At 51.8% G+C, this 12,455-nt stretch carries 13 protein-coding genes; 6 read left to right on the forward strand and 7 right to left on the reverse strand.

Features of this window, described 5'->3' with window-relative positions:
* Positions 1 to 53: 53 nt before the first annotated feature.
* Positions 54 to 803 (reverse strand): DeoR family transcriptional regulator, encoded by a 750-nt coding sequence (locus ACXI0A_RS25595; protein ID WP_476146137.1) that lies wholly within the window; start codon positions 801 to 803, stop codon positions 54 to 56.
* Between the two features lie 82 nt (positions 804 to 885).
* Between ACXI0A_RS25595 and ACXI0A_RS25600 the strand changes: the two genes are divergently transcribed.
* From ACXI0A_RS25600 to ACXI0A_RS25610, 3 genes are read left to right on the forward strand one after another with little or no spacing between them, the layout of a single operon-like run.
* A complete protein-coding gene (locus tag ACXI0A_RS25600; RefSeq protein ID WP_476146135.1) occupies positions 886 to 1,476 on the forward strand; it encodes an NUDIX domain-containing protein in 591 nt (196 codons plus the stop codon).
* Positions 1,473 to 1,847, forward strand: a complete 375-nt coding sequence (locus ACXI0A_RS25605; protein WP_476146133.1) for an NUDIX hydrolase — start codon at positions 1,473 to 1,475, stop codon at positions 1,845 to 1,847. Before ACXI0A_RS25600 ends, ACXI0A_RS25605 begins: the two co-directional genes overlap by 4 nt.
* A 54-nt stretch (positions 1,848 to 1,901) precedes the next feature.
* Entirely contained in the window at positions 1,902 to 2,561 is a 660-nt protein-coding gene (locus ACXI0A_RS25610; protein ID WP_476146132.1) for an alanyl-tRNA editing protein, read from the forward strand.
* Between the two features lie 13 nt (positions 2,562 to 2,574).
* Here ACXI0A_RS25610 and ACXI0A_RS25615 read toward each other — a convergent pair whose 3' ends face one another.
* Positions 2,575 to 3,117: a carbapenem self-resistance protein CarG family protein gene (locus ACXI0A_RS25615; RefSeq protein ID WP_476146130.1), complete on the reverse strand. Its 543-nt coding sequence runs from the start codon at positions 3,115 to 3,117 to the stop codon at positions 2,575 to 2,577.
* Between the two features lie 271 nt (positions 3,118 to 3,388).
* Complete coding sequence (locus ACXI0A_RS25620) at positions 3,389 to 4,138, reverse strand: SDR family oxidoreductase (RefSeq protein ID WP_476146129.1); 750 nt, start codon at positions 4,136 to 4,138, stop codon at positions 3,389 to 3,391.
* Between the two features lie 132 nt (positions 4,139 to 4,270).
* Here ACXI0A_RS25620 and ACXI0A_RS25625 point away from each other — a divergent pair, with 132 nt between their 5' ends.
* Entirely contained in the window at positions 4,271 to 5,176 is a 906-nt protein-coding gene (locus ACXI0A_RS25625; RefSeq protein WP_476146127.1) for a LysR substrate-binding domain-containing protein, read from the forward strand.
* Between the two features lie 207 nt (positions 5,177 to 5,383).
* Positions 5,384 to 6,256, forward strand: a complete 873-nt coding sequence (locus tag ACXI0A_RS25630; RefSeq protein ID WP_476147134.1) for an EamA family transporter — start codon at positions 5,384 to 5,386, stop codon at positions 6,254 to 6,256.
* A 43-nt stretch (positions 6,257 to 6,299) separates the two neighbouring features.
* On the opposite strand, the gene ACXI0A_RS25635 is transcribed toward ACXI0A_RS25630, so the two are convergent.
* The 4 genes from ACXI0A_RS25635 to ACXI0A_RS25650 all read right to left on the reverse strand — a co-directional run bounded on the left by ACXI0A_RS25635 (position 6,300) and on the right by ACXI0A_RS25650 (position 11,149).
* Positions 6,300 to 7,193, reverse strand: a complete 894-nt coding sequence (locus ACXI0A_RS25635) for an SDR family oxidoreductase (protein WP_476146125.1) — start codon at positions 7,191 to 7,193, stop codon at positions 6,300 to 6,302.
* A 269-nt stretch (positions 7,194 to 7,462) separates the two neighbouring features.
* Positions 7,463 to 7,633 carry a KGG domain-containing protein gene (locus ACXI0A_RS25640; RefSeq protein ID WP_476146123.1) on the reverse strand — a complete coding sequence of 57 codons (171 nt, stop codon included), beginning with the start codon at positions 7,631 to 7,633 and terminating at the stop codon, positions 7,463 to 7,465.
* Positions 7,634 to 7,869: 236 nt separating this feature from the next.
* Complete coding sequence (locus tag ACXI0A_RS25645) at positions 7,870 to 8,970, reverse strand: ABC transporter substrate-binding protein (RefSeq protein WP_476147133.1); 1,101 nt, start codon at positions 8,968 to 8,970, stop codon at positions 7,870 to 7,872.
* Between the two features lie 49 nt (positions 8,971 to 9,019).
* A complete protein-coding gene (locus tag ACXI0A_RS25650; RefSeq protein ID WP_476146121.1) occupies positions 9,020 to 11,149 on the reverse strand; it encodes a TonB-dependent siderophore receptor in 2,130 nt (709 codons plus the stop codon).
* Positions 11,150 to 11,566: 417 nt separating this feature from the next.
* On the opposite strand from ACXI0A_RS25650, the gene ACXI0A_RS25655 reads away from it, so the two are divergent.
* Entirely contained in the window at positions 11,567 to 12,454 is an 888-nt protein-coding gene (locus ACXI0A_RS25655) for a MurR/RpiR family transcriptional regulator (protein ID WP_200572759.1), read from the forward strand.
* Position 12,455 lies beyond the last annotated feature (1 nt).

Consider the following 12,455-nt stretch of genomic DNA (forward strand, 5'->3'; position numbering starts at 1 on the left):
AAAAGAAATAGCAGCGCGGGATAGTGACTTCATGCCTGCCTGAACAGGGTGAATTACAGCAAGGCTATCTGTTTCTGTTGCAGCAGTTGCTGCATCCCGGCGTCAGGTTCCCCGTCAACGATCAGCGTGCTGGCCAGTGTCAGATCACCAATGGCAAACGCCGATGCTGAATTGAGCTTCTCTTTCGATACCATCACTACCGTTTCTGCCGCACGCGCCGCCAGGGCACGCTTCACACCCGCTTCTTCGTAGTTACCCGTAGTTAACCCTGCCGTTTTGTGCACGCCGGTGACACCCATAAAGAACAGATCGGCATTGATGCGCGCAATGGCTTCAAGCACCGCTGATCCCACGGCCACCACCGAGTGACGATACAGTTGGCCGCCAATCATGATCACCTCAACCAACGGGAAATCAACCAGTGCGACCGCAATACTCGGACTGTGCGTCACCACGGTAAAGGCCAGTTCTTTGGGCAGCAGTTGCACCATATCCGCTGTGGTCGTACCGCCATCGATGATCACCACTTGCCCCGGCTGGATGAGTTGAACCGCTTTTTGCGCGATGAGGCGCTTAGAACTTATTTGCACGTTTTTGCGTGTTTCGAAAGGCGCGATAGCGGCAGAAACCGGCAGCGCGCCACCGTGTACGCGCTGCAGTAATCCCTCACTGGCTAACTCCCTTAAGTCACGGCGTATAGAGTCCTCAGAGACGTTAAAGCGCTGGCTAAGTTCGCTTGACATCACTTGCTGCTCATCGGCAAGTATCGTCAATATCTGTTGTTTACGTTGGCTTGAAAGCATGAGTTTCTCGTTCGTGTTTTTGCTTGTATGTGCACGATTATGCATGATAACGTTTGTTTTGTCAGCCATCGGGAGGTTAATCATGCAGCAAAAAGTGCGCAATATTCGTGAGCAATTGTTATCTGATAACTGGTACACCTTAAAGAAGTACACCTTCGAGTTACAGCGTGCCGACGGCAGTTGGCAAGAACAAAGTCGTGAAGCTTACGACCGTGGTAATGGGGCGGTGATCTTACTTTATAACCGCCAAAAACAGACGGTGGTTCTGACCCGGCAGTTCCGCTTTCCTATCTATATCAATGGACATGATGGCTATTTGATTGAGGCAGCTGCGGGTTTACTGGATAACGCTTCGCCGGAAAATCGCATTATTGCCGAAGCAGAGGAAGAAACAGGTTACACCGTCACAAATGTCGAGAAGGTGATGGAGGCCTACATGAGTCCGGGATCGGTGACGGAGAAGCTGTTTTTCTTTATCGCGGAGTATAGCGATGGCGACAGGAAGCATGTGGGCGGCGGCCTTGAGGAAGAGGGTGAAGATATCGAAGTGCTGGAGTGGCCTTTCACTCGCGCCATGGCGGCGGTTCGTCACGGCGAAATCCAGGATGCTAAGACCATCATGTTGCTGCAACACCTGGCGTTAAACAGACAATTTGAGGAGCACGCGCAATGATGATTTTGATTGCAGGCCCGGTTCGCAGTGGTACAGATGGCGACAGGCAATTGATCGAGCGAAACATGCAGAAACTCGATCAAATGGCGTTACAGATTTATCAAAAAGGTCACACGCCCGTGATTGGGGAATGGCTGGCGTTACCGCTTGCGAGTGCAGCGGGTTCGCAAGAGATCGGGGATGAAATCAGTGAATCCTTTCTCTATCCCGTCGCACATCGTTTAATTCAAAGCTGTGATGCCATTTTACGCATGCCTGGCGCCTCAACGGGCGCGGATAAGGATGTGCAAGTGGGTAGGGCTTTGGGGCTAAGTATTTTCCATGATATTGAGCAGATCCCCTTGGTTCAAGCCTCAGCAGAATACATATAGACGGATAAGGTTAGCTGTTTTAATCAACTTGATCGCTATGGCGGGGATGTCGGTATGGATGAAGTGGTGACGGAGAGAACCTATTACTTCAGCGATCTGTTGGAAATGGATACAGAAGTGGTGCGTTGTGAAGCGCAGGAAGACGGGCAGTTTCGTGTGCAACTGGCGGCAACACTGTTCCATCCGCAAGGCGGCGGGCAACCCGCTGACCGGGGCAGGATAGGCGATGCCAACTTGCTTCAGCTCATCCAGGAAGAGGGTGAGTTAATCCATATCACTGACCGCCAAGTGGCGCTGGGTTGCGTGCATATCCAAATTGATGCGGCACTGCGAGAGCTGCATACCCGTTACCATTCTGCGGGGCATCTGATTGCTTATGCCGGAGAGAAGTTTGGCTGGTTAGGTTACAAAGGCGATCATCGGCCTGGCAATGGACGTATCGTTTTCAAACCGCAGGGCGAGCCGCAAGCCGTTGATGAAGCGGCAATCGCCGAAGGTGTAGATGCGCTGGTGGCGCAGGATTTAGCGCGCGTGCTGAGGGATGACGCTGGATGCAGAATGGTCAGTTGGGGCGATCTCACACCCTATGCCTGCGGTGGCACGCATGTGCAACGTACCAGTGATGTTGGCGATATTGTGATTACCCGCGTGAAAGAGAAGAAGGGTGAACTTTCGGTGCAGTATGAAGTGCGTATTGATGAGCAGGCGAATTAACGCCTGCACTGCGCTATTTAAATTCACCCACGTTTAATTGTGCGAAAGCCTGATCAACATCGCTATACGTTTGTGAGGTGGTATAACTGCCAGACAGCTGCCAATAAAAAACGGGAGCGCCAGGCTCTTCGCTGCTTTCCGCCACCCGATAGCGAGAGAATTTTATTTTCGCGGCTTCAGTCAGATCATCATTGTCCTGATTTGAAGAGAATTTCATCGCGCGGATCAGGTAATAAACGCCCTGGATATTGTGCAGTTCAAAACCAATGATTTTGTCAGCGGAACCCGCAAGACGAAAATCCGACCAGGTAAATCCATCGTCATCCGGAACGGGTAAAATATACCAGTTGCCATTTTTATTGATGAAGGCAGATAGCGTCTGGCTGGGATGCGAGGTGTTATTGTCAAAGGTCGCTGAGACCAGCAAATCCGGGACGCCATCATGGTTAAGATCGATATTATTTGCCCCTGTCTGCAACTCGATCCGCGTAGCAGCCTGAGCGCCGAAAACGGTGCAACATGACAGAACGATAAACGCAAAAGTCTTTAGCTTCACTGCACGCTTTCCTTACTGGTTTAAGACAATAGAAGGTATCAAAACCTCAATATTGAAAGACAGCATGGCATCGCTGCCTGATAGCCTTACTGGCGTATTCTAAAACTGCTTACTCTCCAATAACGCTGAATTATGTGTGTTTTTACGGGGATGTGAAAGGGTGAAGGGAATAATTAGATTGGAATGGAATCATTCACGAAGCGCGTCATCCATTACGCACCTCGCCGCAGGAATACTTATTTAGTAATGACGTCTTTCCCTCACTCTCAACTCATACCTGCGCCATGCCGCCATCCACGAACAGTTCGGTGGCATTAATAAAGCTCGAAGCATCGGACGCAAGAAACGCGACCACCTGACCAATCTCACCGGGTTCTCCCAGGCGGCCCAATGGCACCTGCGCGGCAAGCGCATCGAATAATCCCTGACGCTGATCTTCAGGTACCAAATCGCCCAAACCAGGTGTGCGAACCGGACCAGGGCTAACGACGTTGACACGAATGCCGCGATCTTTCACATCCAGCGCCCATGAGCGGGCAAAGTTGCGCACGGCGGCTTTACTGGCGCTGTAAACACTGAATCCTGCAGTGCCTTTAACCGAAGTGGTGGACGAGGTCAAAATCACCGAGGCTTTGTCGCTCAGCAGCGGCAGCGCTTTCTGCACGGTAAACAACACGCCACGCACGTTGGTGCCAAAGATACGGTCAAAGTGCTCTTCAGTAATAGCACCGAGCGGTAACATATCGCCGCCGCCAGCATTGGCGAACAGAATATCCAGATGGCCCGCCTGGCGTGCAATCTGCGCATACACAGCGTCCAGATCGCTTAGCACAGAAGCATCAGCGCGGATGCCGGTTGCCTGTGCACCGATAAGCGTGACGGCGGCATCCAGTTCTGGCTGGCGACGACCGGTGATAAACACGCGTGCGCCCTGCGCCGCTAGCGCCTGGGCAGAAGCTAAACCAATCCCGCTGGTGCCGCCGGTGACTAACGCAATTTTACCGTTTAATGAAGTGTTCATATGTGTTCTCCCAAAATGGATTTAAGTGTGTGATGACTGCGTTGCAGTGCATGGGAGGCAATGTAACCCTGCGCGGTTTAGTGATAAATGGTGTAAAATCGAAATCACTATTTCTGTGTATGGATAATCAGCATGGACCAACTGTTGGCAATACGGGCCTTCGCGCGCGTGGTGGAGGCGGGGAATTTCACCCGCGCGGCCGATTCACTGGATATGCCCAATGCCACGTTGAGTAAACTGGTACAGGAGCTTGAGGGTCATCTGGGTGTACGTCTGTTACAGCGCACCACACGCCGCGTGACCGTCACGCCTGAAGGACGTGATTATTACGACAAAGCGCTGCGTATCGTGCGTGACCTGGAAGATATCGACGGTGCTTTTAACGTGGTGAATGGCACGCCGCGCGGATATCTGCGCGTTGATATTGGCGGTTCAACGGCGCGAGAGGTGCTCATCCCTCTGTTACCCGATTTCGTCGCGCGATTTCCTGAAATTCGCCTCGACCTCGGCGTGTCGGACCGGGCTGTGGATCTGATTAGCGATAATGTCGATTGCGTGATTCGTGGCGGGCCGCTGGGTGATTCATCGCTGGTGGCGCGTCATCTTGGTGATGCAGAGATGATCACCTGCGCGGCACCCGGTTATTTCAAAACCTACGGCGTGCCAGCTTATCCGCAGGAGCTAAAAAATGGGCATCGCTGGATAAGCTATTTATCCCCGCAAAGCGGACGCGCTTTTCCGCTGCGCTTTATGCAGGGGAATGAGAAACAGGAAATGAAAATCGATCATCGCATTGGGATTAATGAGAGTAATGCCCACCAGGCGGCGGCAGTGGCGGGATTAGGTATCATCCAGACATTCCGTTACGCAGCAGCCGCAGATTTAGCGTCAGGCGCGCTGGTCGAAATACTGAAAGACTGGCGGCCCGCCAGCTATCCGTTTCACGTGGTGTATCCGCAAAATCGCCATCTGACCCAGCGTCTACGCGTGTTTATTGAATGGTTGCGTGAGGTATTCCCTGATCGACTCAATGGATGACACACACAAAGCGATCTGTTAAATTTTTTTCTTAACCCCCCATTTTCACTACAGGCCTGCGTAAATGACACATTCAGCTGCACTTTCCCCGTCATACGAACATGGCTTGTATGCGATCTGCTGTCCGCCACCGCCTCCTGCATTCGTTGTGGTTCGCTAAGAACCGGAAGTCTTCACGCTTAAATTTACAACGTTTGTTTTAGGAGCATTTTCATGCGTTCTTCGTCTTTGACGTCGCAAGCGGCGACGTCGGGCTTCGTGCTGCTGTGGGGCAGTGCGGCCATCTTCTCTCGCCTGGGTTTAGACAATGCCTCACCGATGGCGCTGTTGATCGTGCGCTTCAGTGTGGCGCTTGCCGCATTAATGCTGGTGGGCATTTTTCGACGTCGCTGGTTGCCCGATGCGGGCAGCCGAAAAACGGTGATGTGTACCGGTTTGATTTTGATTGGTGCCTATTCGGTATGTTACTTCCAGGCGATGGCCGAGGGAGTAACGCCTGGTTTGATTGCCACCATCATGGGCATACAACCAATCCTGACGCTTTGCATCGTGGAAAGGCGCATGCAGGGCACGCGATTACTGGGATTACTGATCGCCTTAGCGGGATTGATTTTACTGGTGTGGCGCAGTCTGGCGGCGTCGCAGTTGCCGTTGAGCGGCATAGTCTTCGCTCTCGGCGCACTGCTGTGTATGACGTTTGGTGCCATCATGCAGAAAAAAGTGTCCCAGCATCCGGCACAGGTGTTGCCGCTTCAATACGCAGTGAGCCTGGCGCTATGTGCGCTGCTGCTACCAGTCAAGGCCTTCCATATCGACTTTACGTTGCACTTCTGGATTTCCGTGCTGTTTCTTGGGGTGATGATCTCGGTGGTGGCGCAGCTGCTGCTGTATCGGCTGCTGAGTGCGGGAAGCATCGTTAACGTCACCAGTTTGTTTTATCTGGTTCCGGTGATAACGGCAGTGCTGGATTACCTGTTGTTAGGTAATACGCTACCGTGGTCGGGTGTAATGGGAATGTTGGCTATTCTGCTCGGCATTATGCTGGTGTTCCGCAAATCGCGCCTGAAAACGTCGGGGTAAGATCGAATAGGGCGCACCAAAATGGATGCGCCCTTAATCGCAGTTAAACCGTACCGGTGCCGCCATCAGAACACCAAACCTGTCCGGAGGTGAAGCTGTTGGTGGTTTCCGCAAACGTCACGTAGAGCGGCGCAATTTCAGCGGGCTGACCGGGCCGACCCAGTGGCGCGGAAGCACCAAATTTCTCCACTTTCTCCTGCGGCTGCCCGCCACAAACCTGAAGCGCAGTCCAGTAAGGGCCCGGCGCCACGGCGTTTACGCGGATGTGGTCTTTACCCAGTTGCTTGGCTAAAGCTTTAGTAAAGGCCGCAATGGACGCTTTGGTCTGAGCGTAATCCAGCAGGATCGCGCTGGGATCGTACGCCTGCACTGACGAGGTGTTAATGATCGATGAACCGGCCGGTAGGTACTCCAGCGCCGCTTTTGTTATCCAAAACATGGCATAAACGTTAGTCTTAAACGTCGCGTCAAAATCTTCCGTCGAGAGGGTACGAATCGATTCATTGAACTGCTGACGTCCGGCGTTGTTGACCAAAATATCCAGACCATCAAGTTTCGTTGCCGCTTCCTTCACCAGTTGTTGGCAAAATGATTCGGAACGAATGTCACCCGGAATGGCAATCGCCTTGCGACCTTCCGCTTCAATCAGTTTGATCACCTCTGCCGCATCCTGTTCTTCATCGGGCAGGTAATTTATCGCCACGTCGGCGCCTTCTCGCGCGTAAGCAATGGCCACTGCACGACCAATACCGGAATCGCCGCCGGTAATCAGCGCTTTACGACCGGTTAAACGGCCGGTGCCACGATAGCTGGTTTCACCATGATCCGGACGTGGTTCCATTTTGGCGGCCAGTCCAGGGAAATCCTGTAATTGTTTTTTGAAGGGAGGTGTCGGATATTGATGTGTGAGCAGCGTTTTGTTAGTAAATGAACTCATCGTAATCTCCATGTTCTTCGCTATAGATAAATTAAGCCTGGCATAAATGTGATATATGTCACGTCAAAAAGTGACCAATTGAAATTTTACAGATTAAGCGAGCCGTTATTATCACTACGACGATGTGGATAAAACGCATGATGGGAAAGGGAAGAAGAGTACAGAATAAGCGCAAGACGTCAGTCATATATCGTCATTGCACTTATTCTTTTGCCAGTGGGACGGATCGGCATCCTTGTCGGTAGGGCGACTAGCGCGCCCGATGCGGATTAAGAGCCTTTGTTACTGCTTTTTCCGCCTTTTTTCCCGGCTTCGGAGGCTTTTTCGGGGTTATCTTTAAAATTACCACCGCCGCTGCTTTGTCCGCCTTTTTTACCCGCTTCAGATGCTTTTTGTTTATCATCTGCGAAGTTACCTGAACCGCCTCTATGCTCGGCCATAAAATGTCCTCATTAATGCATTGCGATTACATAATCGTGGATAAACTCACACGTTATGTCCAGACTGCAAATTAAGGTTAGTGCCACTGTGAATATTAACAAGCGCGGCGGCAGTGTAATGAGAGATTAAAGTTGCTGATCTCAGCTTTAAATTTTTAAGCGAATGAATTGTGGGGATTAAAAATAAATAAAAATAATCGAAGCGTAATTAACGCTTCGATGAACCGTAAGTTCGATTATCTTGCAGGAATTTGGGCGAAATAGGTCCCGCTGTAAGGTATGGGCAGGAAATCATGGAAGATTTGCTTTAACGTTTGTTCGGGTTCGACATCCGCGAACAGCTGCGGATAGAGTGTTTTCGCCATAAATTCTGTCGCCGCGATGTGCCACGGGCTGAGATAAAAATTCATCCAGATAACAGCGGAGTGGGCGTTGCGTAGTGCGGCTAATTCACGCAAACCGTTTTGCTGCGCAGTCAGTTGGGCAAAGCTACTTTGCACCGCAGGCAGCGCCACTTCAGGCCCCAGCTTCAGCAAACCCTGCACATCGTTATCGCCAAATCCGGTGGCGAAATAGTAATTCGGCTGTGCCGCGATCACCATTTCTTCACTTAAGCGACCAAACACCCCGTGCTGCGTTTTCGCGGCGATATTGTCACCGCCCGCGGCGTTTAACAGTTCGCCCAGGCTGCCGTTGATCGCGGTAACACAACATTCATTACGGCGGCCAAGGTGCAACTGCAACAATACCGAAGGCTTAGCGCCGTGATAACTGGCCAGCCGGTCATGAATCACCTGCATATGCGCGTCATAAAAACGGTTAAACGCCTGAGCGCGGGCCTGCTGATTCAGCACCTCACCAAAAATCTCCACGCTACGACGGGTATTCTTCAGAAGATGCACACGCAGATCGATCTTCACCACCGGAATATGCGCGGCCTTCAGCATACTCACCAGACGCAGATCGGCATCATCGTAACGTGCCAGGCTTGGCAGGATCACCACATCGGGTTTGAGTGCCAGGATCTGCTCAGGATTGATGGCATTCGGGCCACCCGAGCCCAGCGAAGGGATTTTCAACATTTGCGGGAACTGGCGTGCAAAGCTGTTCCACGTCTGGCTATCGTACTTTTTCAAATCCTGTGGCCAGGCAACGATGTGCTGAAAAGGATTGCCTGGCTCCAGCAGCGCCAGCGTGTAGAGCATGCGACTTTCACCCAGCACAATGCGCTGCGGATGGTCAGGAATATCCACCTGATTACCGTCAATATCCGTGACGGTCTTTGCCAGCGCGGCGCTACTGAGCACCAGTAAGAAGCAGGCCAGCACCATCAGCATCGGTCCACAAAGGGAAGGGGCGCGCCGGGCGCCCGCTTTAACAACGGAATCAGAACTCAACGCTGGCCTCGACCATCAGGTTACGGGTTTCACCCTCACGCACGCGCAGATTGCCGCCGCTGGAGGTGTAATAGTGTTTGTTGAACAGGTTGTTAAGGTTCAGCTTAAGCTGCGTTTTTTCGCCAAACAGCTGATTGTTCCAGGCGATAAAGCTGTCCGCCACCATGTAATCCGGCATGGTGAAGCTGTTTTCAGGATCGCCCGCGCGCGAGCCGACATAGCGAGCACCGCTCCCGACGCGGAAATCACCGGGAATGCCGTTGATGCTGAGATTGTGGCTTAAATAAAGTGCGCCAGAATGACGCGGCGCGTTTTGCAGTCGATTGCCATTATTGGCAGAATTCACGCCATCATCAACGATCTCAGCCTTATCGTAGCTGTAGTTAGCGCTCAGATCCCAACCCGGCAGCACTTCGCCGTTCAGCTCAAACTCTGCGCCGCTCGAACGCGCTTTATCAATCGCCCGTGTCGTGCCGTTAATGCTGAGCGACATGTCACGTTCATCAATGCGGTACAGCGCGACGCTGGCAAACAGCTTTGGTGAGATTTGCCATTTGCTGCCGACTTCCCAGGTGGTGCCCTGTTCCGGTTTACCGACGTTGCCGTCATCGTCCACATCGGTGGAAGGGGTAAAGGATTTGCTAACGCTGGTGTAAAGCGACACATCCGGCGTGATTTTATAGATCAGACCCGCCTGCGGGAGGAATTTATTGCCTTCGCTGTTCAGTGTTTCCACTACCGGATCGAAACCTTTGGACGCGCGCTGCTCGTAATGCTGATAGCGTCCGCCAAGTACCGCAATCCACTGTTCCGTGAGTGAGATGCTGTCTTTAGCGTAAACCGAACGGCTATGAATGCGGTTCAGGTTATTGGCGTTGGCGGTATTTTCCGTGGTGCTGTTGGTGACCGGCGACAGGATATCGTATTGCGGATCGGTAAAGTTAAAGCCGGTATTGGATTTCCCTTGATACTGATGCGCACGGTAAGTCTGGTTCATCTCGTAATCAGTCCCGATCACCACATCGTGGGTCATGCCCAACAACTGTTGTGAACCGAGCAGATCCCATGAAACGTATTTCGTTTTGTGGTTGAAACCACGGTTAGCATCGGCACGACGCGTGACGACGCCGGTGGTTGGGTTGATGGCGGTGACGCGCACTTCATTATTGTCATATTGGCGCTGATTCCAGCCAAAAGTGACGCGCGTGCTCCAGTCATCATTGAACTGCCAGTCATAATGCGCATTAAGGGTTTTGTTGTGGCCCCAGGCGTGATTGGCCTTGTCGTCGAGACGATCCTTGTAGCCAATATCCAGCGGCTTGCCGTTGACGAAAGCGGTGCCACGATCGTAAGGAATATCGTATTGATAATCTTCATAGCTCACGAGGAAGCTGGCTTTTTCACCATACCACTGTAACGAGGGCGCTATGAGCGTATGTTTGTCACTGCCAAAATTGCGCCAGTAATCCTGATTCTGCTTTTCGGCAATAAGGCGAAAGGCAAAGCCGTTGCCCAGCGGGCCGGTCACATCGACGGTGCCAGCGCCGCCGCCTTCACTGGAGGAACGACCGCTGACTTTGGTGTGCCAGTCATATTGCGGTTTTTTGCTCACCAGGTTGATCACGCCACCTGGATTTTGAATGCCATAGAGCAGGGAGGCAGAGCCCTTCAGCACTTCTACACGTTCGGTAGTGGCATCGAAATTCAATCCCTGGCTGCTTCGAATGCCGTCTCGATAGATCGAACCATCCGAGTTGCTGCCAAATCCACGACGCACAAAGCCATCTTCAGTGCCTGCCAGGGTATTGCCCTCTGTGACACCACTGACAAAGCGCATCGCATCGGTGAGACTGGCGGCCTGATAATCCTCCAGCTGTTGTTGAGTTACCACACTCACCGATTGCGCTTCGTTCAGACGCGGGGTAGGCGTTTTACTGGCGACCGAACTGCTGGTGGCGTTATAGCCTTGTGAGCTATTTTCCTGCGCGGAGACCGTCAGGGTATTACTGCTTTCCGCTGCCAGACTGCCTGCTGCGGTGAAAACGGTGAAACCGTATATTGCGGCGATAATGGCCGGATGGCATTGTGCTTTAACAGCGAAACTCTTGTTGTTATTCATTTAAATAAACCTGGTGTTGGTGCGGAATTAATTTCGTCCATGAAACGAAGCTGACGTTAAATTTTTTTAGGGGAGAAAAGTGCAATAAATATCCTTTCTCTGCGCATCATGCTGCGTAAAATCAGGTTGCGTGATGTTATTGAGAATCATTCAAACATGAAAAAATGTAGTAGTAAACGGAAATAATGGCGTGAATACTACAGCAAAAATCTCTTCGGCGAGTGTCACTGATCACAATGCTTTAATTGTATTAAATGTCATAAATACAATAATATAAACTGATTTTGAGTTGGAGTGTTATGCGCGATTTTACAGAAGGGATGCCAAACGGAAAGCTGGATTATCATGAAAAAAACACTACAATGCGATACTTGAGATTGAGACAAGATTACACCCTGAAGACAAACAGGTAAAAAGATGGCCGTAAATAAAATAAAAAATCGAGTTGATGTATTAGGTGAACGCTATCGCGCACGTGCGCCGTCATTATCGTCCAGTCTTCAATCGGTCGCGCGATATATCCACGACAATCGTGAGGCAATATTAGATGCCACCGCGATGGAAATAGCCGATGCCACTCACACTTCGGATGCCACCGTGGTGCGTGCCGTTCAGGCGTTAGGATTTGCCGGTTTGCGTGATTTGAAAACCACGCTGAAAGCCTGGTTTGGCCCGGCGATGAATTCAGAAGAGAAGATGAGTGCCACCGTCAGCGAGCTGTCGTGTGACATCAATTCGGGCATCGATTTTGTGCTGGGTGGCCATAAACGCGCCTGCGATGCACTCTCGGAACCCCACAATCGGCAAGCGGTGGCGCAGGCTGTCGCGATGTTGATCGACGCGCGTCAGGTGGCGCTGTTTGGCATCAATGCCTCAGGAATTCTGGCGGATTACAGCGCCCGCCTGTTCACGCGCATTGGCATTCCTGCTGTCACGCTCAATCGTTCAGGCATCGCGCTCGCTGAACAACTGATCACCTTACAGCGTGGGGATGTGCTGATCATGATGGCGCAGAAATCTGCCCATAAAGAAGGGTTGACCACCCTGAAAGAGGCTAAGCGGCTGGGGATGCCGGTGATTTTGCTGACCAACGCCTTAGATTCAGCCTTTGCCAAAGAAGCAGATGTGATTATTAATGTGCCGCGCGGTGGGGAGAACGGCCGCATGCCGCTGCATGGCACCGTACTGGTGTGTCTGGAGATGTTGATTTTGTCGGTGGCTTCAGCGACTTCATCGCGCACGGTAAAAACCATGAAACGCATTCAGGATCTTAATCGTTCGCTGAAGCCCACCAGTAAAAAATAGC

Source organism: Pantoea sp. C1E2, assembly GCF_056491465.1.